Below are 26,078 nucleotides of genomic sequence, written 5' to 3'. Positions count from 1 at the left end.
AGTTATGCGTCTATTTATATTAAAACTGCTCCTTGGAGCATTCGTACTTATCAGCACCCATGCCAATGCACAAAAGGTGTTACTCGATGCCCATTGGAAGGTTGTCAAAGATGAAAAACAGGCTCAATACTATCTAAAACAATCGACCGAAGTGATCGACGGCCATTATAAGGCTGAGGTTTATTACAAAAACAAAGATATGCTTTTCTGCGCCAGTGCCCTCGCCGATAACAAAATTGGCAAAACCCTCACAAGCGAACAATTCCGCGGAGCTTATCAATGCTACTTTGAGGATGGCAAGCCCTACGAACAAGGCTTTCGCAACGAGCAAGGTCAACTTCATGGCCTGCTCAAAAAATATATCGCCACGGGTCAATTGTATGTTGAATCGCACTATGAAAATGGCGTTAAACAAGGCCTTGAAACGGGTTACTGGGAAGGTGGGAAGATCCGGTACAAAACGACCTATAAAGATGGCAAAGAGGTCGGTATAAGCGAGCTTTTTGATAGCGAGGGCAAGCTTAGGGGCAAAGTCTGTAATAGTGGTACTTGTGTTACCCAGTACTATGACAATGGCAACTTACACGTCGAAATCCCTATGGTGGATGGGCTTACACATGGCGACGAGACCAATTGGGGCTTTGGTAAAATCATTTCGACCCAAGCTTATGTCAAAGGTAAGAAACACGGGGATTACTTCGAATATTTCGACGATGGCAAGGTAAAGCGCCACTACCGCTACCACAATGATTATAAAGTCGGTGAACAACTGGATTACTTTAAAAATGGCCAGATAGCCCAAAAGGAAATCATAGAGGCGCCATGGAATGTGAAGTTAGCGGTTAAATACAATGAAAAGGGCGAAATGCTCAGTTCAATCGAAGAAAAACACCAAGACAACAACTGGGTTTACCGTAAGCATCAACGCTTTAATGACGGTCAACTTACCTCTAACATAGAAGAAGACAAGCTTAAAAAATGGGTCCTCAGCGAAACATTTGAGCAAGGTGAGTTAATCAGCCGCAGCGAGCATATCGATAACCAATTGACAGGTTTATATCTGCAAACCTTAAACCGAACTCAAACCTTAAAAGTCATTACCCGGGAATATTTTAAAGAGGGCAAGCGCGAAGGCCCCTACGAAATGCTGAAAATTAACCATGAGACAGGGGAACAGTGGGTGGCCGAGCGCGGCCAATATGCCAACGACAAGCCCGTTGGCGCTTGGAAGAAACAACAAGAAGATGCCACCCTCACCTTTAGCTATGATGCCCAAGGCGAGCTCGATGGTGAATTCCGTAATGAGACAAGTTCAGGGCAACTGCTTGAATTAATAAATTTTAACCATGGCAACCCCGATGGATTAGTGCAACGTTACGCCACGAACGGCCAATTGTATGAAAAGGGCGAGTACCGCAATGGTCAACAGGATGGCGATTGGGTGTACACCCATGGCGAGTTCGGTTTTAACCCAAGGCCAAATCCTGAGAGACACTATTGGTACGGACGCTTCGACCAAGGTAAACAAGTCGGCCACTGGGAACTGCGTAATACCGAAGACTATGTGCTTGAAATAGCGAATTATGACGAGCAGGGCAGGCTTCATGGTAAACAATACGAATTTAGGGATAATGGCTGGATAGAAGTGATCAATAGCTTCCATCATGGCGAGTTTTTAAATCGGGAAATACCGCCGCCGGTGATTACCTCGGACCATGTTTTCCCTATTTTTTAGCCTAAGCATATTCGCTTAATCGATTAACTTAACCCTTGGCGCTGTGCACTGTATATAAGTGCACAGCCCGATAAATAAACTCAACAGCAAAAAATTAGGATTCTTGTATAGGCTGCAAACCGCGCGGCCTTAAGACCCCGAACAGAGCAAGGAATCAGCATGTTCAATACGCCATTTCGCTTTATCAGCCTCGCGATTGCGGGAGCCAGCTTAACCAGTGTCCATGTACAAGCAGCGCAAAATCTCTCCTCCATGATGGTCGAAATCCGCCAACAGGACGGAATTCCCAGCTATTACAATCTCGCCACTGGCATGCCCTTAAATGGCGATATCGCCATAGTGCGCGATAACCAAGGCTATACCTTAGGGCAGTTTTCCGAGGGGATCCCTAATGGTAAATGGCAAGTATTTCATACCAATAACAGCAAGCTAGTCGAAGGAAACTATCAGCAGGGTTATCAAGATGGCACTTGGCATATGTTCGATTTGAGCGGCGCCGTTACTGAGGAACAGCAATTTGCCAAAGGCGTGCCCACGGGCGAATGGAAGGAATACAACAGCAGCGGCCATCTCAGCCAAACGACGCGCTATAAAGACGGTAAAAAGGAGCAAGTAAAACGTTTCTATGCCAGTGGCAAACTGCAAGCCCAAGAAAGTTACCTCGATAACCTGCGCCACGGGAAATGGGAAAGTTTCTATGAAAACGGTACCTTGTCCCAAAGCCAGAGCTATGCGAACAACCAACTCTCAGGTTCTTATTTAGAACAAAATCCCAATGGACAAGCCACAGTGACGGGCCGCTTCGATGCAGAAGGCCGTCGCCAAGGAGCATGGGAAACCTTTTTCGATGACGGGACTAAATCAAGCAACAGCCAGTTTAATCTCAATCTGCTCGAGGGTGAAGAACGGACATTTTACCCCAATGGTGAACTCGCCAGCCGCTGCCAATATAGCGCTGGGCAACGCCAAGGGAAATGCCAGCAATTTAATGATGCAGGTAAATTACAAGTTGAAGAACAGTATGTTAATGGTGCATTAGACGGGCCACAGCAATATTTTAATGCCGAGGGCATTCTCACCAGTGCTCTCAACTATAAACAGGATCAACTCGCCGGTACGCAAAAATATTTCCACAACAACGGCCAACTTAAAGAATTACGTAACTACCAAGACTCAAAGCAGGCTGACAATGGCCAATATCCGCTTCATGGACCATCGGAGCGTTATGACACCGAAGGTAATTTGCTCGAAAAAAGCCACTACGATATGGGAATTAAGGATGGCCAATTTGAGCGCTATCACGCTGGCAAGCTGCAATCCTCCGAGCAATGGCGACAAGGGCAGCGTCACGGTGAATCACGCCGTTACCACAACAATGGCAAACTGCGGACGCTAGATCAATACGTTGAAGGTAAACCAACAGGAAAATCAGAAACCTATTTTGACGACGGCACAGTGAGTGAGCGCGGCGAACGTATCGATGGCCAATGGGTCGGAAAATATGAGTCATTTTACGATAACGGTAAACCTCGGGAAGTATCTCACTACGCACGGGATAAAAAAGACAACGCCAGTCGTTACCCTCTTGATGGCCATTTCGCCCGCTGGTATGCCAATGGTGATCCCAATGAAGAAGGCACATATCAAAACGGCAATAAAGAAGGCCTATGGATACAGTACAGCGAAGGCCTGAAACAACGGGAGCAAACCCTCGCCAATGGCAAACTTAATGGTAACTATGCAGAGTATTACCACGGACGCCGCCGTGTGACAGGGGAGTATCTGGACGACCAAAAAACCGGTCTATGGACGGATTATCGCTACGAAGAAAAAGACCCTACCTATGGCACAATCCCCGAGGGGAATATCCAGCAAAAAAGCCATTGGCAGAAAAACAAGCGCCACGGAATTAGGGAGTTTTACAGCGTTAAGCAAGTGGTTTACCGCTCAGAAACCTATGATAAAAATGACAAAACAGGCCCGTATGCCGAGTACTATCCCAACAATGGCCAGCTAAAACTCAGCGGGGCTATGGATAAAGGTAATCAAACTGGACTGTGGGAAAGCTGGTTTGAGGACGGGATGCAAGCTGCTAGCACTGAGTTTTTAGATGGTCAAAGCCATGGCCAAACAAAAGAATATTACAGTAACGGCCAACTCAAATTAGAGGCAATTTATGCTAAGGGTTCGCTTGATGGTCAAGTTAAACAATATCACCAGAACGGTAAGCCAGAACTCGTTGAAACTTGGGTGAAAGGCCAAAAAGAAGGCGATGCCAGCTATTACCACAACAATGGCAAGTTAGCCGAACAAGGCACTTATCTTAGGGATCGCAGGGAAGGCCTATGGCAAAGTTTTTGGCCTAATGGTGAAAAACGCACTGAAGGCAGTTATCTCAGCGATCGAGAATCAGGTGATTGGAATCATTATGATCAACTCGGTAAGCTGATTAAAACAGAACACCATGGCTAGCTTAAAAATGGGGTTTTAGATTAAAAAGCGATCTAGTTCAAACATTTATCCTTAACTCCAAATCTAAAGGAAGTTTCATGCAAAGTGTGCCATAACCAGTGTCTATACTAACGGCCTTTTTTTTCGTTTAGGACAAATTGCCTATGAAGACATTTATGAAAGACGAGTTAGCCCTGCTACTGGGAATACTGACCTTAGTATTCTTTAAAACCGGTGGCGATAGCTTACTCGCCGATGGCACCGCCCTCTCGACCTATATTCCCGTTTCACTCGCCCTATTGGGTGTAGTGACTTGGGCTATTTTCTCTGTGGTACGCCACTCAGATGCACTAGCGATTAAGCTTGGCGATCCCTATGGCACCTTAATCTTAACTTTATCGGTCATTTCACTCGAAGTGGTGATGATCTCCTCCGTGATGCTGACCGGAGAACCTAACCCTGTCATGGCGCGCGACACTATGTTCGCCGTAGTCATGTTGATCATCAATGGCTTAGTGGGCTTTACATTATTACTTGGCGGCTGGCGTTACCATACCCAGCATTTCAATTTAGATGGCGTAAAATCCTATCTCGTGGCGATTATTCCCCTCGCCCTACTCTGTTTAGTACTGCCCAATTTTACCGAAGGTGGCACTATTGGCGGCATGTCTAAAGCCATGTCTTGGATGCTGATCATTATTTCGATTCTGCTCTATGGCGTCTTTTTAGTGGTACAAACGAAGAGCCACAGCCATTTCTTTGTCGATGCCGATCATGAAGACCATGAGGAACACCACGGCATACTACGCAGTAATGCTTACCATACCATTCTATTAATTGGCTACTTACTCGTGGTCATTTTGCTGGCAAAAACCTTAGCTATGCCCATCAATTACAGCGTAGCAACCCTAGGCGCTCCACAGGCATTAGGGGGCTTTATTGTGGCCTGCTTGATTTTATCTCCCGAAGCTGTGGGAGGCTTTAAGGCCGCGTTAAACAATCAATTACAGCGGGCGATGAATCTGTATTTTGGTTCAGTACTCGCGACGATTGCACTCACAGTCCCCGCGGTATTAATTATTGGCAGCGTGATAGATCAAGAAGTCCATTTAGGCCTGTCACCCGCCGACATGGTGCTGTTAATCACCAGTTTAATGGTCTGTAAGGTAAGCTTTAGCAGCGGTCGCACCAATGCACTGCACGGCGCGACTCATATAGTCTTGTTTATCGTTTACTTGTTCTTAATGTTTGAACATGCCTAAACTTTATTAAATCCAAGGCCGAGCGTGATTTATTTGCGTCTCGGCTTTACGCTTTTCTCATCCAGATTGACCCGCAGTAAGAGTACAAACCAAACTAAAGCGCCAACAACAAACCAGATAAAAATCCACACTAACTTATGGCCATTACGAGCCTCAAATGGTTCAAATTTGGGCATAAAAATCGTTTGATGTTCAGCTTGATAAAGCGGACTTTTTTGTGCGGCGCTGAGCAACTCTGAACGAAGTGAGGATGGGGCTAATCGTTCAAGGTAAACAAAACTCTGGGGGTCCAACTCATTGAACTCATTTAGGGATTTAGCCACAAATGCTTTGAATTGCGCTTCTTTCTCATTGGGTTCAAGTCGATTACTGATCTCCTGCTGATAAACTTTACCATACCAAGCGAGGGCCTTAGCATGCCAACTGTCTGCACGCTCTGCAAAAATCGGCATAGCGATATACAGCGCCATATTTAAGTGACTACTATGTTTACCTGTAACCTCTAGTCTTCGCTGCAAACCAATTTGCGTCTTATCAATATAAGATTGCTGCAACTGATAATACTGAGTATTTTTATGGAGATACAATTCTTGTATCGATGCTAATTGCGTTAACTTCCCCGTGGTCGTCTTGAGATATTCCTGCGCAACGATGCAAGGAACAGCCATTAATTGCACCGCGATCAATAAATAGAAAAAACGCGAATTATCTTTAACAAACTTGAGTCGTTTTAGCCTAGGCCGGATATAAATGATCGACAATACCCAAGACAGTATCTGCGGCAGCCACAAATTAACGATATCTTCATCTAGGCTAAAAAACTCAAGGTTAACCAACAACAGCCAATGGACAAAACTGTAACCAGAAACAAATAACAGGCTGAGAAATAAGAAGGGAAAATAGATAAGTTGAATTTTTTTTAAAAATACATCCACACGAATGTCATCCTTGAGAACATAAAATAACGACTATGGTACGCTCAAATCCATCATAAATTTACCAAAATTGAGTAGAAACTCAAAGCGTTAAAACATAAAAGCCAGATTGATTGCTCATCTGGCCTTTGTGTTTGTACTTTTATAAAGCTGCAACCGAGAAACTAGGTCTCACTCAACTTAGCTAATTGCTGCTGGCTACGTTGTTTCTTATATTGCTTAGCTTCAGCAGGAATAGGAGTGACTTTGCCAGTCTCTAGCCAGTTACGTAAACGGTTAGCATCCGCAATATGAGTATATTTGCCGTAGGCATCGAGCACGACAAATGCCACTTGGCGTTTTGCCATTTCAGTACGCATCACAAGGCAGTGCCCCGCAGCATTCGTAAAGCCTGTTTTGGTTAGATGAATATCCCAGTTATCTTTATAAACCAAACGATTGGTATTACGAAAATCTAAACTGTATCTTGGGTTGGCAAAGGTAACCGTCTTCTTCTCGGTCGAACTCAGCTGGCCTAGCATAGGATACTTTTCACTGGCCTTGAGTAAGACAATCAGATCACTGGCACTCGAAACGTTTTTATAGGATAAACCTGTAGGTTCAACATAGCGGGTATTTTTCATTCCCAGCGCTTTTGCTTTGGCATTCATCGCCTTAATAAAAGCTTTATGACCACCGGGATAATGATGTGCAAGACTTGCAGCTGCACGGTTTTCTGATGACATTAAGGTCAGCAATAACATTTCTTTACGGCTGATTTCACTGCCGATACGAACTCGAGAATAAACACCTTTCATTTCTTTGGTATCACGGATGTTTACCGCAAGCTTTTGCTCCATAGGTAACTTTGCATCCAGTACCACCATAGCTGTCATCAACTTAGTGACAGATGCAATTGACATTACTGCATTAGGATTATTGGAATAAAGCACTTCATTGGTTTTTAAGTCCACGACTATCGCACTACGTCCTGCAATTTCTTGCTTTAATGGTGCTTGCTTCGTTTTTGCTGTCGATTGAGTTTTGGTGCTTTTATATGCGACAGAGGCCGAATCGGCTGAATGCGCTGTCGTGGCAACGGTGAGACTGCTGCACGCAAGAATAAAACTACTGAGCAGAAAACGGATCTTCATATAGATTTCACTGAATAGATAAGGGATCGATTGTGCTATGGCACAGGTTTTGGCTAAGTATAGGAGTTCTACAGTGAAAGAAATAGAATGCAATTAGACTTTTATCAGTAAGATCAGCACTTTCTTCTCAATTTTTTTATATAAAACCAGCTTAACCTGTCACCAATTCAGAGCAATAAAGCATCTAGATCTAGGCTTTTCAATTACAGTAGAGACAAAATCTTAGAAAAAGGCTTTTTTCAGTAGAATAATTTAAAATGAAAATAATGGGCGACTTTTTGCACTTTTAACAAAAGTCCCTGTACAACAGTGGTTTCAAGCATCTAAATACGTCATTTTAGGCGAATGAAAGCGTTAACATACGCCCTAAAATGTCGCGTTATAGCATCTTATCCGCTAGCGTAAGACAAATTCGAGTAAAGCTTCAGTATCTTCACACTCTTGTATCAGTTGGTCTGTCAGCACAAAGCCGTGTCTGAGCAGCACTCGCTGTGAAGCTAAATTATGTTTAGCCACATGGGCAAAGAGGGGTCTTAAACTGACTAAAGGCAAAAATTGCGCTAAGGTCTGTGTCGCGATACCTTTGCCCCAATATTCACGGTCAATCCAATACCCTATAAGCGCTTGTCCATCACTTTGCCAATGCCCAATATTGCCCACAAACTTGCCATCGACCACTATCGCCCTTGGCAATACATTTACTTGTCCCAGAATATTTTGATGCCAATGTTTAAAAAATGCTTCTCGATCCCGAGGAGGAAATTGAGCAAGCTGGTTAGCAATGGGATCGCTTTGATGCACAAAAATAGCTTCAAGATCACTTTCAATAATCGGGCGTAAACTCACGCTGTATTGCGTGTTTGGTTGTTTGTCTGACTTACTAGACATAGGTATCACCATTAATACTATGTATTTCAACTTGGTACAGCATGCCACATTTTATGAAGGTAAGCTCAAAAAAAAAGCGCATAACCGAGAAGGAGTTAGCGCTCGAAGAGGCAAATTTGCCGAAATTGAGTTGTGTAAATTCAAGCCATAAAACTCACACGATAGCATTCAAAGCCTAGATAAAAATCAATGCAAAAACGGGTGCGCCTAATACCATAGCGATACCAATAAAAATCATAGTCAAACTGGCGATAACGCCCTCTTGCTTGCCGATTTCATTGGCTTTTGCGGCGCCAGCACCATGGGCAGATGCCCCTAGAGCAACACCTTTACCTAACGAAGTACGAATACGCATAAATTTAAATAAGGGATCGCACACCAAGATGCCAATAACGCCTGTAATTAACACCATCATAGCCGTCAACTCAGGCACGCCGCCAAAGGCACTGGTCGCCTCCATCGCGAAGGGCGTCGACACCGAACGTACCAGCAAACTCTTAGACAACTCCACCGGCAGAGGCACAAACTTCACCAGCAGCCAAGAAGACATCATCCCCAGAAACAATCCGGCCGTTACACCTAACCCTATCGTCAGCGGATACTGGCGGATCAAGTTACGCTCACGATAAATCGGCAAAGCAAAGGCGATAGTCGCGGGCGCTAACATGGCCATCAACCAATGGGTGTATTCAAAATAGGTTGGCAGCGGGATCTTAAGATTAAACACCAATAAGGTAATCACTATTGGCGCTAACACTATGGGCGCTAACCACCAGACTCTATGGTACTTATAGAGACGCTTGGCACCGAAGTAACAGAATATTGTCAGCAATAAGCTGAATAAGGCTAATCCGGTCTGCGACAACACAAAATCCACCACTTTTGAGTCTGTCATCATTAAGCCGCCTTAGCGTGGCGACGGGCTTGCTTTTTGATGTTCAGTTGGCGCTCAAAACGAAACACTCTATCGACCACAAAGCCTGTACCAAACATCACACACACACTGCCCATCACTAAAGTGAACAATATATTGGTGCCGTATTGCTCAAACAAACCTTCGTACTTAATAACGGATATCACTGGCGGGATGAAAAACAGCAATAACTCACCAATCAACCAAGCGGCACCCAGTTGTACTGCATTTTCAGGAATGAGTTTAAAACCTAATAAAAATAAGAGTATGCCTAAGCCAATCACACTCCCTGGAATAGGAGAATGTGCCCAAGTGGCGAACCAGTGACATGCGAAGGACAGTAAACAGAAGAGGCCGATTTGGCTTAATAACAAAGCCCAATGTCGACACTGACGTATTGCGGCTTGTGGGAATGACATGATTTTCTCGGTTAGAACAAAGTTTTCTATAGGGCTATTCTAGGCTTGCCTATTTGATAAAAAAAATGAATATTAAGAATGTAATGCATGAATTTTAAGAATACATTTAAAGGTGAACCTTAATGGACCTCAAAGTTATCCGCTATTTTATCGAAATCGTCGATGCTGGAGGCTTCGGTAAAGCCAGCGAAAAAGTCCATCTCACCCAACCCGCACTATCAAAGGCCGTACGCCAATTGGAAGAGGAGCTAGACCTCATCTTACTCGAACGCGGTAAACGCGGCACCCAAGTCAAACTCACGCCCGCGGGCGAAGTTGTTTATCGACATGGCAAAGAGTTACTCGCTGGCCGACAACGCATGCTCGCTGAACTCACGGCCCAACGCAGCTTAACCGCGGGCGAACTCAATCTCGGATTGGCTCCTCTAGGTAGTGCCGAAATTTTTGCCCCAATTATTGCCAAATATCGCCAGCAATATCCGCAGATAGAGATGCACTTACTCGTCCGTGGCGGTGTAGAGCAAACCGCGGCAATCCAAAAGGGCGAAATTGAACTGGCCACTGGGATTATTGATTTTGATGAGGGCTATGACGGCATACGCGTGTTTAGCGATCCTATGGTAGTGGTACTGCCTAAGGAAAATCCGTTATCCACCCGACAGATATTATCGTTTAGTGATCTTAGTGCCGACCCTCAGGTGATGTTCGAAACCGAATACACTCTCTATCAATTAGTGCTCAATGCCTGCCGACAGGCAGGATTTGTCCCTAAAAACATTACCCGCGTTAGCCAAGCCGATTTCGGTATTGCCTTAGTCGCCGCGGGCACAGGGGTTATGGTATTACCGCGCTCCATCGCGCGGCGCTACAGCGTACCCGGCGTCGTAAATATCCCGCTGGCGAGTGACGAGCTGCGCTGGGAGTTATCCCTCTTTTGGCGCAAAGACCAAGTCTTATCCTTCGCGGCTCAAGCCATGATCGCCTTAGTCGAGAAGCACTTAACCCATAAATAACCCTATTCTTACCAAGGAACCACTAAGCTTAAACGCACTAGCGTATCACTATCCCATGGCAGAATAGGCAAATACTCAGCCGAGTTAACATCGACTTTAGCATAGTGGTCTAAATTGTATTTAGTATGCTCGGCGCTCAGCATTAACACGCTATTGGGCCGCCAAAAATCGGTTTGGTAACTCAGCTCAAAGCGATATTGATTCTCTAACCATTTATCCTCGTCTTGCCAGGTTTGTGCGGCCACTTGCATATGTAGCTTAGGCGTCACATTAGCCCCTACACTTCCCATAAAGGTATAAGCAAACGTACCATTCCCAAAATCGCCACGATCGTAACCTCGAGTTCTAGGCACATCATCATCGATTTCGAGATAATAATAACCCGCACCCGTCTTGAACTGGGCCTGTAATTGTTGTCCGTCAAAGTTAGCTGTCAGCCCAGGAAATACCTTCGCTTGTTTCTCAACCGAGCTAACGGTATTACGCTTTCCCTGTAAATCGAACTGCCAACCGAATGAAAATGCGGGATTAACACGATAAAGTTCACCGCTCGCGGCATAGGCAGACTTAAACCACACAGGGATGTGGTCAGGGTCGAGTTTATCGACATCTACGTCTATATAGGCATCCAGCGCCGCCGTCAGCAAAATATCGCTTTGGGTTTTATGTTCTAACAATAGACTCGCATTCACCCCTAAGGTGTGAGAATCCTCGACCACAAAATCATGGCTGCCTAAGCTGTAATGCCACTGAGTTTGCTCTTCGGCCTGCAGTGCACCCGATAAGCACAGGGCTAAACACACTAATGCTGAGTTGAGATAGTTCACTTTTAACTCCTGAAACATCGTTTCTAGCTTGATAATCAAATCAGCCAGAGGATTAAACTGCATAAAATAGGAATAACACCAACTAAGGTTGCCGTTAAAGAGCGGCTAAACTAGCCAATTTAATCAAAGAATAATAGGCGATAGTTCAAATTATGACACTCTCATTGAGAAGCCGCTAATAAACACCACAGAAGTATAGATAGCCAAAAACCTAACAGTAACAATAGTTATAGACCAAAGCACAATAATTCAACCCAGAAAAAACAACTTACACACAAATTTGTACAGGAAAGCAGCGGGCCTCAATCTTGCGACTGAAAACTGCAAAATAGAAATGAATTTTTAATCAAATTAAAAGCATAATTATTGACACTTAATGCTCATCTGCCTATAGTCGCCACACTGATAGTGAAATCGAACAAGAGAGTCTTAAATGAAAAAATCCATGTTATTAGGCGGCCTGACCTTAACTGCCACCTTGTTGTTAGCTGGATGCGGAAAAAGCGATGACGTGTTAGTCGTTGGCACTAATGCCGCCTTCCCTCCTTTTGAATATGTTGGCGGCCAAAGTGGCGATGAAATCAAAGGCTTTGATATCGATCTGGCCAAGCAAATCGCTAAAGATGCGGGCAAGACGCTGAAAGTCGAAAACATGAAATTCGATTCACTGATCGTCGCGCTTAATTCAGGCAAGATTGATGTTATCGCCTCAGGTATGACGATTACCGCTGAACGTCAAGCAAACGTAAACTTCTCTGAGCCTTACTACGAAGCGACTCAAGTCGTACTCGTCAACAAAGATAACGATAGTATTCATACGCTTGAAGATATTAAAGGCAAACACTTTGCGGTGCAGTTAGGCACAACCGCTGACATTATGTCGAAAAAATACACCCAAAATATCACCGCCTTTAATACGGGTTTCGAAGCCATTATGGAGCTTAAAAATGCCAAGGTAGATTTAGTGTTATTCGACAGCGAACCTGCCGCTAACTATCTGGCTAAAAATCCTGAATTAAAGATGATTAAACTGGATTTTCCTGCTGAGTTTTATGGTTTCGCCGTGTCGAAAGAGCAGCCTGAACTGTTGGCGAGCATCAATAAAACACTGGCTAACATGAAAGCCGACGGCCAATATCAGACGCTCGTTTCTGCCCATATAAAGTGATATCAGCATGATAGACGCAATTAATACCTCGCTGTTTAGCCCGATTGGCGAAGATGGCATGATAGGCATACTGCTGATATTAAATGGTTTGAAAGTGACCTTAATCGTCACTTTCTTCGCCATGTTATTAGGCGCAGTGTTAGGCATTGGCACCACCTTTATGAAGATGTCGTCTAAGTGGTATATCCGCTTCCCCGCCAATCTTTATGTCGGTGTGATCCGTGGCACCCCAGTAGTTGTGCAATTAGTGATCCTTTACTTCATCGTGCTTTCTGCCTTAGATGTCGATAAGATCACTGCCGCCATTATCGCTTTTGGTCTCAATAGCGGCGCGTATATTTCTGAGATAATCCGCGCAGGGATTCAAGCCGTTGATAAAGGTCAAACCGAAGCGGCCCGTTCACTTGGCTTGTCCCAAGCAATGACCATGAAGTCGATTATTCTGCCCCAAGCGATTAAGAATATTCTGCCCGCACTTGGTAATGAATTTATCGTGCTCCTCAAAGAAACCGCCGTCATTGGCTTTATCGGTGGTGTTGACCTTATGCGCGCCGGTGAAATCATCCGTAGCCGTACCTTCGAGGACAGTGTGCCCTTATTTACCTGCGCCCTTATTTACCTATTCCTGACCTACAGCTTCACGTTTGTGCTGTCGAAATTTGAAAAGAGGTTGAAACAAAGTGATTAAAATAACCAACCTACATAAAAACTTCGGCGATAACCAAGTGCTCAAGGGTATTAGCGAGCATATTCATCAGGGCGAAGTGGTGAGCGTGATCGGTCCAAGCGGCAGTGGCAAGAGTACCTTTTTGCGCTGTATTAATCTGTTAGAGCAGCCAAGCCAAGGCGATATCGAGATTGAAGGTCAATTGATCACAGCGCCAAACGCCTGCGTAGATAAACTGCGGCAAAAAGTGGGCATGGTGTTTCAAAACTTTAACCTGTTCCCCCATAAAACCGTCATCCAAAACATCACCTTAGCGCCCATTAGTCTAAAACTGATGACGCCAGCTCAGGCCGAGACCAAAGCCCTCGACCTACTGGCACAGGTTGGTTTAAGTGACAAAGCCAATGCCTACCCAGCCAGTTTATCGGGCGGCCAAAAGCAAAGGGTCGCCATTGCCCGCGCATTGGCCATGGAACCAGACTTGATGCTGTTCGATGAGCCAACATCGGCACTCGATCCCGAAATGGTCGGGGATGTATTAGACGTGATGAAAGACTTAGCGCTAAAGGGCATGACCATGGTCATTGTCACCCACGAAATGGGCTTTGCGCGCGATGTATCCGATCGAGTGATCTTTATGGACGGCGGTTATGTAGTCGAATCAAGCCCACCCGATGAACTATTTAGCCACCCGAAAGAAGCCCGTACCCAAGCATTTTTAAGCAAAGTATTACGCTAGCTTAAGCGGCTTAAGTCCTGTCACTCACGCTCACTGTCATGACCTTTATAAGTACGTGCAGTGAGCGAAGGATTCAAATTAGGATCCCAACATTCAACGTTTATGACAAAGACTAAATTAGACAAGTCAGGATACAATCATCTTTCACAACACCATAAAAATTATGCCTTTGAATTAATAGGTATTGAACAAAAGCTAAATAGCCGTTTATCTGTTCAGGGAGTTTATTGTCATTGTGTCTCCAGCGACACGCCGTGAATATGTCCTTATAGGCTCGACGGCGACATCCATGTCGCCAACGGTCACTGGTGCCCCAATGCCAATTTTAACTACCAGTTTGCTATATATACGTAAAAAGCTAGTAAATATAAATGGGTTAGAATTCTTGCTCTAATCTATGATTTTCGGATTAAATTTTCTATGGATTAACGCCGCGCTCTAGGACAAACCGAAGCGCAGCGTAGGTTTGTCACAGAGCGCCTTGCTATGCGCTTGCCGCTTCACTTAAATCAATCTCCATTGGAATCTGATATGAATTTGTGTAAAGGCTAGCTTTAAATGATGCCCTCGGCTTGATCAGGACTTTTCCATCTTTTACTGAAATTGTACCGACCAGAGGAAATATATCCGATGGTCCCTTAAGATCAACAAACCTTTTAGTGAAAGTAGCACCTGTTTTGTGGTTAATGTATTTTACAAGCCCATGAGATGCTTCGCCATTTGGGCGCAATTTATATGAAACCAAAACCGAATATGACTTAGTATGTTTTGCCTTAACCGGAAGCTCGACCGCAGAACCAAATCTTTCCACCTCGTTTGAAGCAAGCTTGATTTTTTCGGTTTTTTCTATGCTCAACTTACAAAGGTGCTCAAGACACTCAAAGGTACTGCGAATTACAAATTGTTCAAGTTCGGACTCATTTAATGATTTTAATTTCTCAAAATTTACACCACAGTCTATATACCTAAGCCACTTTTCTGGTGTTCTATCGGAAAAAACCATCGTGCCTTCTGGAATAGCATTTGTGTAGTTTACATATAGGTGATCGAATTCTCCGAGGGATAATCCATTTTCACCAAGTATTGTGGCTATACGAGCACCCCAGTAATGAAGCAGCTTAGGAAATTTGAAAAATCTAGAACAACTCGAAGGTAGACTCTTACCTATCTCATATAGGGAGTCGCTAGCGTAATACCTAATATCTATTAATGCTTTTTCCATTTATATATCCGATCTCTCTTCACGCATAGCCACAAACAGCTGCTTTGTAGTGGATTGTTTTGCGGTAGCGTAGCAAAACAAGGAACGAAAAAGCCATCAGGCTGGTTTGCATTGTTATGTGTTACTCACAGAATGGACAAAATAAGTTGTTCATGAAGTCTAGTGGATCAATGTTGCAGCTAGGTAGTAGAACCGTAACTCTACCGTGCTTTTGACATTCTATTTCTTGGAAGCCACCTTCTGCTTTTAAAGTACTTATTTCCAGATCGCTCCAGCCGCACCAAGGGCAACATTTTATCTCAGCTTCAGTGATAGCAGCTATTTCCTGCTCCCAGTTACACTCTCCGCAATGGACTTTGCGAATCGTTCTGGCTTCTGTGAGGTTTATTACTTTGGGTCTTTCGATCATTAAGATTCCCTTACACATAACGTTGGGTATAAGCGGATCCGCGTTAGCGAATAATAAATCAAGCCATCCATTTTAAACCAACAACATCATGCACTTTTGGTTTGCCTTCAACCAACGATGACTTTGTTAAGCAACTGAAATAATTCAGCTTTGCAGGGTGTTCATTGGAAGCAAGATATTCCGATAATACCTATTCTTGCTCCCAATTATCCCCTTCTCGGCGACAAACATAGTCATAGTAAAGGGTGGAACCAAAGGGCTGAAATTCCATCTCAATGCCGTTTTCGTAATACTGACCATTTTCGCAGTCCATTCTGTCATTAAGTCGTACTAAGGCATCATGAATACCACCACGTCTAGCATTAATAAGCATCTTGACGAGAATCACTCTTTGCTGGACAGTTAGTGACGTTAAGAACTCATTTATTTCTGAATTTTCCTGCCTGTTTGGATAGCTCCCTTCTTGCAAGACCCATTTTTCAAATACTCCATCATGTAACTGAGCAAACTCGTCAACAAAGCATTTCCACAATTCAACTGAACTCATTTTTTCTCCTGAAAGCATAACGCAGTGCCCATGCGCGTAAACTTGTAAATGCCGCAGGCCTCGAATGCCTCACTCTGTTATGTGTCTGCTGCTTCATTAAACAAAATCCTGTTTGAAAACGGATCTGTTACAGTAAAGCAACGATCGCCCCAAGGCGCATCTTCAATACTAGGTTTGTTGTATTTATATGGCTTAGAAGTCACATGAGCAAATAATTGATCAAGTTCACTCACATTCACAAAAATCTTACAGCCAGGAGTACAGTCGCCTGAATGTTCACTCAAGTGCAAAACAAAATTGCCAAGTGAAACTTGTATATAAATCGGGTAGCCATCCTCAAAGCGATGTTCCCAATCTAATTCCATACCCAGAAAGCCAAGGTAAAACTCTTTGGCTTTATCTTCATCAAAGATCCGCATAATTGGGATTGTCTGAAACTTCATGCCATCGACTCCATCACACATAAGCTTTGTCTAGTGCGCATAAACACCCAGTTTCAAATTTTTTTTGAAACTAATACCTGCCTTGATCACATTGTTTTTTACTTAAACCTGCTTAAAATGCTGCCATTGAATTTGTATTCCTTAATGATTTGGAGCCGTTACATGAGTGATTTAAGTTTCTTCGCCAAAAAGCGCTACACCACTAAGGCCTTTGATCCAGCTAAGACGATTCCTGCGGATAAAATAGCAGAAATCAAAACCTTATTGCAGTACAGCCCATCATCGACTAACTCACAGCCTTGGCATTTTGTGTTAGCGAGTACGGCGGAAGGTAAAGCGTTAGTTGCCCAAGCGACCGAAAACTATGCGTTTAATACCCAAAAAATTCTCGATGCTTCCCATGTACTCGTACTCTGTGCTCGTGCTCAATTAGATGAAGCACACTTACTGCAAGTGCTCGAGCAAGAAGCGAAGGATGGCCGTTTTGCTAATGAAGAAGCCAAGCAAGGCCAACATAATGGCCGTTCTTTCTTCGCGAATATGCATAAATTTGAGCTGAAAGATGCCCAGCATTGGATGGAAAAACAAGTCTACTTAGCACTTGGCACTTTAATGCTCGGTGCAAGTGTATTAGATATTGATGCGTGTCCGATCGAAGGTTTTGATGCCACTAAAATGAATCAAGTCCTAGGCTTAAGAGAGCAAGGTCTATGTGCCTGCGTGGTTGTCGCCTTGGGTTATCACTCAGAAAATGATTTCAACGCTAAATTGCCTAAGTCTCGCTTAGATCAAGAAGTGATCTTCACCGAGATCTAGTCCTTCACTCTATGTGAAAAATAAGCATGCCCTTGATTTTATGTGATATAAACAAGGGCATCATGTCTAAAGCTAGCCCTCTCTTAACTACCTTCCCCTAAAACCTAACTGCTGTTAACGGCTTATTTACGCCGAGAAACCATCTAAAGTAGGAGTCAACCATCACGGTATTGCTCTAAAATTCATCTTTGCCTACACTTTGGCTCTGTGGCATAGTTTGCGGCTAAACTTCGTGAATGATCATTTATCGTCGCCTTTCGAGTCATCTTTGTTGCAGCACAGCGGTTTTATCGGCGCATTGGTAACACTCACAATTTAGGATGGGACAGTCAGTATGTTATTTGCCAAACCCTCACTCACTGAAAAACCTCAATCGATTCGAGTTGCAAACACTAAGGGCGATAACCCACTGATTTGGCCGTTGCTTACGGTTTTACAAGCTTCAAATCAAAGTTGGAAAATCCATCACTTAGCCACTGAATTACAAACCCAAGGGCTGATCCACCAACTTGATGAAAACCCGGGTAACGATTTATTCAAACGTAACTTCCTGCTGATGAACGCCCTGTTTGAACTGCAGGAAATATTACTGCCCAAGCAATGGCTGCAAGTCAAAGCCATGGAAATTCAAATCTTCCGCTTAGTACCATCAAACGTTAACCTGCTGATAATGCAAGATACTTCCCTGCGTGAGTATTACCTCGATTGGAATAACTACGACACCAGCGAAAACGTAGTACGAGAATTACTTGAGGCATTCTGGAGCAATTATAAGAGCTATATTGGCTTAAATATCAATCTGATGAACAAAGGTAACGCGCTGCGAGTTTTCGAATTAGACGAGAGTGCTACCGCCCGTGATATCCGCAAGCAATGGCGTCGTTTAGCGCTCAAATGGCACCCAGACAGGCCCGATGGCGATGCGGCGCGTTTTCGCGAGGTGTGCGAAGCTTGGCAGTCGCTTAGGGATATTGCGTAAGAATTTAGCCAGTGGTGATGCAGAACTGAGCTTTAATCAACATGCACCAACTTAGCGATGCGCTCCTGTCTACAGTCCTGCCAAATCTAAGGTAAAACTTCCATTGAGATCACAGATTTAGCCTACTAGCTTCATGCCAATTCAGTCATAATTAAGCCTTTCCATTTAACCTAAACCTATGTGTCAACGCTGCCATTTTGGCTAGCTTAACTCCTAGGTTGAAGCTCACTCTATCTCTTATGTTGACCATTGAATGTCAACGATAACAATGACTGACATTGTGAATTCAATCCCACCGAATTTGAGGAAACTATGATTAAACAATTAGCCTTGGCTGTAACCTTAGCGATTGCACCATTGAGCACCTTTGCCGCCAATTTTGTTGAAGGCACACATTACACTCAAATCTCGACCAAAGCGCCTAGCAGCGAACCAAAACTCACTGAATTCTATTCATTTTATTGCCATAACTGCTTCAATATGGAAACCAACTATTTGCCTGATATCAAGGCAAACCTCAACAAACAGATAAGTTTCGACAATAAGCATGTCGACTTTATGAATAGCGACATTGGCACCGAAGTGATGCGTTCATTAGCCGTGATCCAAAGCGTTGATAACAAAGACGCCTTAACCCATGCCATGTTTACCGCAATCCAAGGTGCTGAGGGCGCAAACGGCCACGATCACAGTGCACCAGGCCATCAGCACGAGCCGCAAATTAACAGCCGTGATGACATCAAAAAAGTCTTCGCCCAATTTGGTGTCGATGCTGCTAAATACGATGAATTAGCCGATAGCAAAAGCACTAATGAAAAGCTTTCCCTGTGGCGCACCCAGCAGAATGAATTCAAAATCGACAGCGTACCCGCCTTTATCGTGAACGATAAATATGCGGTAAATTTAAACAGTATCAAAACCTTAGATGAGTTAGTTGGGTTAATTAACTACCTTGCTGTTGAGAAAGATGCCGCCCCCGCTAAAACCTCATCGGGTGGCAGTCTAGGCTGGTTATTTCTAGTCTTCGCCGCCGCAATTGGTGTGACCCGTCAGCAACGTCTTAGCTAATTCAAAACAATCGTTGAAATAAAAAATGGCCTCCAAATTAGGAGGCCATTTTTATGCGTGTTCAATCCAAGTGATTGGTATAAGCGCTCAATATGGGTTCTGAAGTTTATTGCCGAATAAAATCAAGAATATGGCTCGCAGCCAAGACGAGATGTAGGAGCAAGAAACCAATAAAAGCCTGTGCAAAGACTTGGTGATAACCACGCCATGACAGTGCTGTTGGCGTCCCTTGAACGATAAACCAAACTAGACCCGTAACCCCTGTAGCCACCAGCAACAGCATGCCAATACCTTCTATGGCACTAAACAGCCCTTTGCCACCAGCGACGGGGAATTTGCCTTTAGCAAGTCCAACAATATCTTGCTTTAACTGTGACCAATCGCCCGCCAACCAGCCAAAGTATTGGTGCCACTTGCCACGCAAGATATTGCTGAGTAAGAAAAGAATCCCAAGCACAGTGCACGCTAAACCTAAATATACATGCAAATAATCCCAAAAACTGGCGTTATCGGGTATCCGTCGGCCCATAAAAATCCACGGACTGGAACACACGAGTAAAATAGTCGACACGACAATCCACACATGCAGTTGCGCCATAATGACTCGGCACAAGGAGCGAAGTTTAGTCATCATACTGATCATATTTAATGCTCCTTTGCCCTTGTGACTAAGGCATACATACCGCTTTCAGGGCGCGAATAGAATAGGGCTAAATGAAGCACCGAAATTTGATATCAAGCTTAAGCGCTGTGGATCTGCTCACCAAACTCAGTCACTTTCTGCCAATCCGTATATTCAACATTAGTAACAGGGTCCGTAGGTCCTTTCGTTAACCACATGATGAAACGGATAATATTTCTATCTAAAGCGTTATAGCCTTGGTAATTCAAGTTACCCCCAAAAACGCGCAGCAATTGTGGCCGCCAAGTGGTTTTACTTAAAAATGCCTGCATGTAAGGATTGGTCTCTGGGGTGTTTTTCTCGGGTTTACGTGCCACTAAACTGACAGAGAAAAAACCACTGACCTTATCCGTCAATACGGCTTGATGCTTTTCAATAAACTCGTACAAACTTGGATTATGTTTACCATGGCGAATACTGGCGCCTATGATGATTTTGTCGAACTCAGTGAGCACTGGGGCGGCCTTGATATCGGCAGTAACCACTTCATTACCTAAAGCCATTAACTGCTGTGCGAGCTTTTTAGCAATCTTTGAGGTCTGGCCGTGAACACTAGAGTAAATGATAAGAATTCTTTTCAATTTAGCCTCGATTAATCCCAAGCAAAATAACAATAAGCGGCCTAGAAAAGACGGTGCAGGCGACTTAATTTCGACTCTCTATGCCCGTTTGGCATATCAAATGACATCACAACGCTCAGACTAAATGCGCTAAAAGTAGCAATGGACACCCAGAGTCATTGGCATTCCAGTGGAATTTAACTTGGTATGCAAAAGTAAAATGACAATTATGATATTTCATACTAGGTGATTTACCCGCCAATTTACATGAAATAGATCACGGGCTTAGCGCCAAACAACCCAAGTATATGCGGTAGTTTTAACTGCCTCACAAAAATAACGCCTTAGGTATATTCTCGCTTTAGCGTCTTTGTAACCTAGGGAGTTAATTCGTCTAAACATTGTTACAAAATTGAAAGGGATAAGTCACACCTTATATAGCCAACCTAAGAAAAAAGCATTAGCATTTGAACACTTATCGCCTGAGTCCCTTATCCATGAAAGCTATTCAAGCAAAAGATCCTAAAGCACTCTTGCTGTGGATGACCTTTGTTATGTCGCTCGTGTTTGCCGTTTGGCAGGCATTGCTCAACAACTTCGTGATTGAGAAAGCCCAATTCACTGGTGCTGAAATCGGCATGTTACAAAGCCTGCGCGAAATCCCCGGCTTCTTAGCTTTTACGGCAATTTTTGTGCTGCTGCTCATTCGAGAACAAGCCTTCGCCCTGCTCTCGCTCGCCATTTTATGTATCGGTGTAGTGGTAACAGGTTTCTTTCCTCAGGTCATAGGCCTGTATCTAACGACTGTGTTGATGTCTGTCGGGTTTCACTATTTTGAAACCATCAACCAATCGCTAACGCTGCAATGGGTCGATAAAAAAGACGCGGCTGGATTTATGGGTAAAGCACTGGCGTGGCGTTCGGCGGCCGCTTTAGTCGGTTATGCCAGCATTTGGCTAGTAATGACTTGGTTGAAGCTAGACTACCTACATATGTATTTGATTATAGGCGTATTAGGTCTCATCATTGTGCTAACCATAACATGGTATTACCCCAAGTTTGAGACAACGGAAATACAACACAAAAAAATCATACTGCGTAAACGCTATTGGCTCTATTACCTGCTCACCTTTTTTTCAGGTGCGAGGCGGCAAATCTTTATGGTATTTGCGGGCTTTATGATGGTTGAAAAGTTTGGTTATAGCGTCAGTGAAATCACTGCGCTGTTCTTAATCAACTATGCCGTTAATCTACTGTTTGCGCCTGCTATTGGTCGTTTAATTGGACGTATTGGTGAGCGTAATGCGCTTACTGTGGAATATATCGGACTCATCTTAGTCTTTATCAGCTATGCCCTAGTCGAACAAGCCCATATGGCGGCAGCACTCTACGTTATCGACCATTTACTTTTTGCGATGGCAATTGCGATGAAAACCTATTTTCAAAAAATCGCCGACAGCAAAGATATTGCCGCCACTATGTCAGTCAGTTTCACCATAAACCACATAGCGGCAGTGATTATTCCTGTGCTTTTGGGCTTATTATGGTTAACCGATCCCGCCTTTGTATTTTACATAGGGGCGGGCTTTGCCGTATGTTCGTTAATACTAGCGCTGAATGTTCCGCGCCATCCTGAACCGGGTAATGAAACCTTATGGTCTTGGCCAACTAAAAGTGCGAAATCAATCGCTAAAGTCGTTAAATAAAACGGCATAATAACGAACCAAAGAATTGGCTTAACGAGATGCTCAAACTAAAGAGATGATCATCTAAAGTAAGCTACAACCGAATGTAAGAGTTCACTAAACCCTCACCTCAACCACAGTGCAGGCTCAAGGATTAATAACGCGATGAAGGATTCAGATATTTTACTGTTGGCAGAAGAAGGCGAGTCAGCATCCGAGGTATCCGCTCGCAAAAAAGCCCTGCTACTTGGTCGCCAATTAGGGCTCGCCAGTGAGCAAGAATATCGCCCTGCGAACGCCTCAATTGCCGAGCGAGCTCAACATAGAGCACGCAAGTTATCGAGCGAATATCAGGCTAATGTGGAAACCATTTTTGCCTTAGCCCTCAGTTATACCCACTCAGATGTCACTGGGGTCGATCTTGATCCCGATTGGAGCCATCAATTTTTCTTGATGGCGGAACAAATCCATAACCGTAAGATGCAAGATTTGTGGGCTCGGATATTGTCGAGCGAGATAGTCAATCCGGGCAACTTCAGTCTACGTACCCTAGCGCTACTCAAGCAACTGACTCACAGGGAAGCACAAATTCTAGAAAAAGCCCTTGGCATGGCGGCTAAGGTGAATAACGAGCAGCGCCTAAAACTCATCAGTGGCTACCGCTTGTCGGGTGGGATTGGCCAGTATTTCCGTAAAACCACCTCAGTCAATTTAGGCTTATCCCAGTTTGGGCTACCTTATTCCAGTATTTTGACCTTAGTCGATGCGGGAATACTTCACAGCAGTGAGTTCGAAACTGGTTTACTCAATAACAAAACACCAATTCAATTTGCCCTGCAAGGCATACAAATGAAGCTTACGCCCAAGAGCGGTAATCTGCTTTTTAGCTATTATCGCTTAACACCGATTGGTGATGAACTCGCCCAACTCGTGCAACCTAAGCCGGATCAAGAATACTTGAAGGCTCTGCAGCTCTTGTTTGCTAAAGACTTTAAAATAGAATAATGCTCACGCCATAAAAAATTATGAATCAATGGTATAAGCAGTAAAACCCAGAAATAACAAAGGAGCCTAAAGGCTCCTTTTAAGCAAGATAAGGGCTAAATGTTAAGCTAGCGCTTTTGCCTTATCGGCATTAATGACATTGATCGCCGTTAAATAATCGATTAATGCACGCACTTGAGTCACTAAATCGCCTTTGCTGGTATCTATGGTTAACTCGGCGGCTAATGGCGCTTCATAGGGTGATGAAATACCAGTGAAATTGCTAATTTCGCCACTGCGCGCTTTCACATATAACCCCTTAGGGTCACGCTGCTCGCACACGCTCAAAGGCGTCGCTACATGCACTTCAATAAACTGCCCCGCAGGAAAACGGGCACGAATACCATCACGTTCTTCACGGGTCGGGGAAATAAAGGCCGATAACACCACAAGCCCCGCATCCACCATCAATTTAGCCACTTCGCCCACACGACGCAGGTTCTCATCACGGTCTTCAACCGTAAACCCTAAATCTTTACACAGACCATGGCGCACATTATCACCATCGAGCAAATAAGTGTGGAATCCCGCCTCAAATAACGCCCGCTCTAATGCACCCGCCAGTGTTGACTTGCCCGCGCCAGAAAGTCCGGTAAACCAAAGTAGTACTGGGTTTTGGCCTTTCTGCTCGGCTCTGGCGGCTTGGTCTACAGGATGTTGATGCCACACGATATTTGTCATAAAAACTCCTCAATCCCCATGTTGACTAACCGCTAACATAAGGGCAATAAACTCAAGCTAATCACTAAAATGGAAAGATGATCGGCACCATAAATATCACTATCAGGGAATACAGCACAGATAACGGCAATCCAAGGCGGACAAAGTCACTGAAGCGATAATTACCCGCATTAAATACCATCAAATTGGTCTGATAGCCGTAGGGTGAAATAAAGCTCGCGCTGGCACCAAAGACAACGGCCATAATAAAGGGCCTTGCATCGACACCGTAATTAAGCGCAATCGCGTAAGCAATAGGGAACGCCAGCGCCGCCGCTGCGTTATTGGTCACCAGTTCAGTCAGCAATAAAGTCATTAAATACACGCCGACAAAAGCGCCAAATACCCCATAACCGTTAATAACTGAGAGTAATCCTTGGGCTAAACTGTTCGCAAGGCCTGTACTCATCATCAAGTTGGCAAGCCCTAACGCACTCCCCACGATCACCACTAATTCCAATGGGAAACGGCGTTTAAGCTCAGCTAGCGTGACTGCGCCTATGGCAAAATAACTGAGCAGCAATATCACTAAACCTTTAGCCAAGGGTAATATGCCAGTGACACTCAGGATGATCGTTGCCGCAAAGCCCAGCAATACCCAACGACCACGACGACTGTCTAGACGCACATTCAAATCTAAACCACTGATCGCTGCAAACTCTGAACTCAGCTTTGCGCTATTGCTAAAACCATCACCTGGCGTCAATAACAACACATCACCGGGTTGCAGAATAATGTCACCGAGTCCCCCCTTCAGCGGATGATTTCCGCGGCGAATGGCCATCACAGCCGCATCAAATTGCTCACGAAAACGCGATGCTTTCAATGAACTGCCCACTAAACTGGACGACGGTGCGAGTACAGCTTCAACTAAATTTTGTCCTTTGGCTTGATGTTTACCAAACCAATCTAAACCATCGAATTGGTGCAATAACTCAACCGATTCCACCGCGCCACTAAAGCGCAGCACGTCGTCCGCTTGCAACACTAACTGGGGCGGCACAGGGCAAATACAAATGCCACTGCGTTCTAATTCAACCAGATATAACTTTTTCAGCGCCCTAAGTTTATTATCCACCACACTGCGACCGACCAAGGACGAACCTTTCGCCACATGGGCTTCGAGCAAATATGGCAGCGCTTCTTCACCTGATTCTTCCCGTCTGTCGGGCAGAATGTTCGCCAGTAAGGTCAGTAACAATATACCCGCGACAACGATCACCACTGCAACTGGCGTAAACTCGAAGAACCCTAAGGCGGGTAAGCCGGCGTTTTCTACAAAGGAGTTCACAATCAAGTTAGTCGAGGTACCAATCAGGGTCAGTGTGCCACCTAAAATTGCCGCATAATTTAACGGCAATAATAACTTAGCCGGCGCGTGAGCCTGATTGCGGCGCACAACACCAATCAGTGATGCCACGACCGCAGTGTTATTGGTAAATGACGACAGCAAAGCCGTCGAAAAACCGAGCTTTGCCATTGTCATAGGCAAAGAATTATTACCTATGACTTGACTCAACTTTCCCAGCAGGGACGTTTTTTCTAACGCAGTCGCGGCCAACACCAACAGGACCAGCGTGACTAAGCCAATATTGGTAAAGCTTGTTAATGCGGTATCGAGCGCAACCATGCCAAGCAAATAACAGAGCAAAAATGCAAATAAAAACAATACCGCTGGATTGATACGGCCACTAATTAAGCCAGCCACAAGCCCTAACAAAATAATCGCTAATAGCCACAAGTCACTCACAAA

General features: G+C 44.3%; 25 protein-coding genes. 12 read left to right on the top strand and 13 right to left on the bottom strand.

Features of this window, described 5'->3' with window-relative positions:
• The first annotated feature begins 4 nt into the window (after window positions 1–4).
• From L5M49_RS12380 to L5M49_RS12370, 3 genes are all read left to right on the top strand, one after another.
• The gene (locus L5M49_RS12380; RefSeq protein WP_263266168.1) at window positions 5–1,735 is read left to right on the top strand and encodes a toxin-antitoxin system YwqK family antitoxin; all 1,731 of its coding nucleotides are present in this window, start codon (window positions 5–7) and stop codon (window positions 1,733–1,735) included.
• Between the two features lie 159 nt (window positions 1,736–1,894).
• Window positions 1,895–4,207, top strand: coding sequence for a toxin-antitoxin system YwqK family antitoxin (locus tag L5M49_RS12375; RefSeq protein WP_263183642.1), 2,313 nt, complete (start codon window positions 1,895–1,897; stop codon window positions 4,205–4,207).
• 143 nt (window positions 4,208–4,350) lie between these two features.
• On the top strand, window positions 4,351–5,448 hold the full coding sequence (locus L5M49_RS12370) for a calcium:proton antiporter (RefSeq protein WP_025008445.1): 1,098 nt from the start codon (window positions 4,351–4,353) through the stop codon (window positions 5,446–5,448).
• A 29-nt stretch (window positions 5,449–5,477) separates the two neighbouring features.
• On the opposite strand, the gene L5M49_RS12365 is transcribed toward L5M49_RS12370, so the two are convergent.
• From L5M49_RS12365 to L5M49_RS12345, 5 genes are all read right to left on the bottom strand, one after another.
• Complete coding sequence (locus tag L5M49_RS12365) at window positions 5,478–6,383, bottom strand: hypothetical protein (protein ID WP_263183640.1); 906 nt, start codon at window positions 6,381–6,383, stop codon at window positions 5,478–5,480.
• A 164-nt stretch (window positions 6,384–6,547) separates the two neighbouring features.
• Complete coding sequence (gene pbpG / locus L5M49_RS12360) at window positions 6,548–7,516, bottom strand: D-alanyl-D-alanine endopeptidase (protein WP_105251600.1); 969 nt, start codon at window positions 7,514–7,516, stop codon at window positions 6,548–6,550.
• 396 nt (window positions 7,517–7,912) lie between these two features.
• Entirely contained in the window at window positions 7,913–8,404 is a 492-nt protein-coding gene (locus L5M49_RS12355; RefSeq protein ID WP_198571830.1) for a GNAT family N-acetyltransferase, read from the bottom strand.
• Window positions 8,405–8,579: 175 nt separating this feature from the next.
• On the bottom strand, window positions 8,580–9,299 hold the full coding sequence (locus tag L5M49_RS12350) for an LrgB family protein (protein WP_028761650.1): 720 nt from the start codon (window positions 9,297–9,299) through the stop codon (window positions 8,580–8,582).
• A gap of 2 nt (window positions 9,300–9,301) precedes the next feature.
• Window positions 9,302–9,736, bottom strand: a complete 435-nt coding sequence (locus L5M49_RS12345; RefSeq protein ID WP_028761649.1) for a CidA/LrgA family protein — start codon at window positions 9,734–9,736, stop codon at window positions 9,302–9,304.
• A gap of 122 nt (window positions 9,737–9,858) precedes the next feature.
• Between L5M49_RS12345 and L5M49_RS12340 the strand changes: the two genes are divergently transcribed.
• Complete coding sequence (locus L5M49_RS12340; protein WP_219251114.1) at window positions 9,859–10,749, top strand: LysR family transcriptional regulator; 891 nt, start codon at window positions 9,859–9,861, stop codon at window positions 10,747–10,749.
• Between the two features lie 8 nt (window positions 10,750–10,757).
• On the opposite strand, the gene L5M49_RS12335 is transcribed toward L5M49_RS12340, so the two are convergent.
• Entirely contained in the window at window positions 10,758–11,576 is an 819-nt protein-coding gene (locus L5M49_RS12335; protein ID WP_263266167.1) for a hypothetical protein, read from the bottom strand.
• A gap of 433 nt (window positions 11,577–12,009) precedes the next feature.
• On the opposite strand from L5M49_RS12335, the gene L5M49_RS12330 reads away from it, so the two are divergent.
• From L5M49_RS12330 to L5M49_RS12320, 3 genes are read left to right on the top strand one after another with little or no spacing between them, the layout of a single operon-like run.
• Window positions 12,010–12,744 (top strand): basic amino acid ABC transporter substrate-binding protein, encoded by a 735-nt coding sequence (locus L5M49_RS12330; protein WP_263266166.1) that lies wholly within the window; start codon window positions 12,010–12,012, stop codon window positions 12,742–12,744.
• Between the two features lie 7 nt (window positions 12,745–12,751).
• Window positions 12,752–13,432 (top strand): amino acid ABC transporter permease, encoded by a 681-nt coding sequence (locus tag L5M49_RS12325; RefSeq protein ID WP_006085903.1) that lies wholly within the window; start codon window positions 12,752–12,754, stop codon window positions 13,430–13,432.
• Complete coding sequence (locus L5M49_RS12320; RefSeq protein WP_131525581.1) at window positions 13,425–14,150, top strand: amino acid ABC transporter ATP-binding protein; 726 nt, start codon at window positions 13,425–13,427, stop codon at window positions 14,148–14,150. The genes L5M49_RS12325 and L5M49_RS12320 overlap by 8 nt, the downstream gene beginning before the upstream one ends.
• Window positions 14,151–14,634: 484 nt before the next feature.
• On the opposite strand, the gene L5M49_RS12315 is transcribed toward L5M49_RS12320, so the two are convergent.
• The 3 genes from L5M49_RS12315 to L5M49_RS12305 all read right to left on the bottom strand — a co-directional run bounded on the left by L5M49_RS12315 (window position 14,635) and on the right by L5M49_RS12305 (window position 16,771).
• A complete protein-coding gene (locus tag L5M49_RS12315; protein WP_131525580.1) occupies window positions 14,635–15,372 on the bottom strand; it encodes a hypothetical protein in 738 nt (245 codons plus the stop codon).
• Window positions 15,373–15,971: 599 nt separating this feature from the next.
• Window positions 15,972–16,328, bottom strand: a complete 357-nt coding sequence (locus L5M49_RS12310) for a DUF6547 family protein (RefSeq protein ID WP_263266165.1) — start codon at window positions 16,326–16,328, stop codon at window positions 15,972–15,974.
• Window positions 16,329–16,405: 77 nt separating this feature from the next.
• Window positions 16,406–16,771: a glyoxalase superfamily protein gene (locus L5M49_RS12305; protein WP_113939000.1), complete on the bottom strand. Its 366-nt coding sequence runs from the start codon at window positions 16,769–16,771 to the stop codon at window positions 16,406–16,408.
• A 162-nt stretch (window positions 16,772–16,933) separates the two neighbouring features.
• Here L5M49_RS12305 and nfsB point away from each other — a divergent pair, with 162 nt between their 5' ends.
• The 3 genes from nfsB to L5M49_RS12290 all read left to right on the top strand — a co-directional run bounded on the left by nfsB (window position 16,934) and on the right by L5M49_RS12290 (window position 19,634).
• Window positions 16,934–17,587 carry an oxygen-insensitive NAD(P)H nitroreductase gene (gene nfsB, locus L5M49_RS12300; protein ID WP_263266164.1) on the top strand — a complete coding sequence of 218 codons (654 nt, stop codon included), beginning with the start codon at window positions 16,934–16,936 and terminating at the stop codon, window positions 17,585–17,587.
• Between the two features lie 334 nt (window positions 17,588–17,921).
• Window positions 17,922–18,566, top strand: coding sequence for a DNA-J related domain-containing protein (locus L5M49_RS12295; RefSeq protein ID WP_173496782.1), 645 nt, complete (start codon window positions 17,922–17,924; stop codon window positions 18,564–18,566).
• 312 nt (window positions 18,567–18,878) lie between these two features.
• Window positions 18,879–19,634, top strand: coding sequence for a DsbA family protein (locus L5M49_RS12290; protein ID WP_263171622.1), 756 nt, complete (start codon window positions 18,879–18,881; stop codon window positions 19,632–19,634).
• 106 nt (window positions 19,635–19,740) lie between these two features.
• Here L5M49_RS12290 and L5M49_RS12285 read toward each other — a convergent pair whose 3' ends face one another.
• Entirely contained in the window at window positions 19,741–20,268 is a 528-nt protein-coding gene (locus L5M49_RS12285) for a cytochrome b/b6 domain-containing protein (RefSeq protein ID WP_263266191.1), read from the bottom strand.
• 107 nt (window positions 20,269–20,375) lie between these two features.
• The gene (gene hemG, locus L5M49_RS12280) at window positions 20,376–20,897 is read right to left on the bottom strand and encodes a menaquinone-dependent protoporphyrinogen IX dehydrogenase (RefSeq protein ID WP_263142638.1); all 522 of its coding nucleotides are present in this window, start codon (window positions 20,895–20,897) and stop codon (window positions 20,376–20,378) included.
• Window positions 20,898–21,373: 476 nt separating this feature from the next.
• Between hemG and L5M49_RS12275 the strand changes: the two genes are divergently transcribed.
• Window positions 21,374–22,582, top strand: coding sequence for an MFS transporter (locus L5M49_RS12275; RefSeq protein ID WP_219251975.1), 1,209 nt, complete (start codon window positions 21,374–21,376; stop codon window positions 22,580–22,582).
• Between the two features lie 144 nt (window positions 22,583–22,726).
• Window positions 22,727–23,566: a TIGR03899 family protein gene (locus tag L5M49_RS12270; RefSeq protein WP_028761753.1), complete on the top strand. Its 840-nt coding sequence runs from the start codon at window positions 22,727–22,729 to the stop codon at window positions 23,564–23,566.
• Between the two features lie 102 nt (window positions 23,567–23,668).
• On the opposite strand, the gene cysC is transcribed toward L5M49_RS12270, so the two are convergent.
• Both cysC and L5M49_RS12260 read right to left on the bottom strand, forming a co-directional pair.
• Entirely contained in the window at window positions 23,669–24,286 is a 618-nt protein-coding gene (gene cysC / locus L5M49_RS12265; protein ID WP_105251589.1) for an adenylyl-sulfate kinase, read from the bottom strand.
• A gap of 64 nt (window positions 24,287–24,350) precedes the next feature.
• Window positions 24,351–26,075 (bottom strand): SLC13 family permease, encoded by a 1,725-nt coding sequence (locus tag L5M49_RS12260; RefSeq protein WP_263183631.1) that lies wholly within the window; start codon window positions 26,073–26,075, stop codon window positions 24,351–24,353.
• Between the last annotated feature and the right edge of the window lie 3 nt (window positions 26,076–26,078).

Source organism: Shewanella sp. SM74 (assembly GCF_025653725.1).
GTDB classification, from domain to species: domain Bacteria; phylum Pseudomonadota; class Gammaproteobacteria; order Enterobacterales; family Shewanellaceae; genus Shewanella; species Shewanella oncorhynchi.
This window is presented reverse-complemented; position numbering and strand designations above follow the sequence as displayed.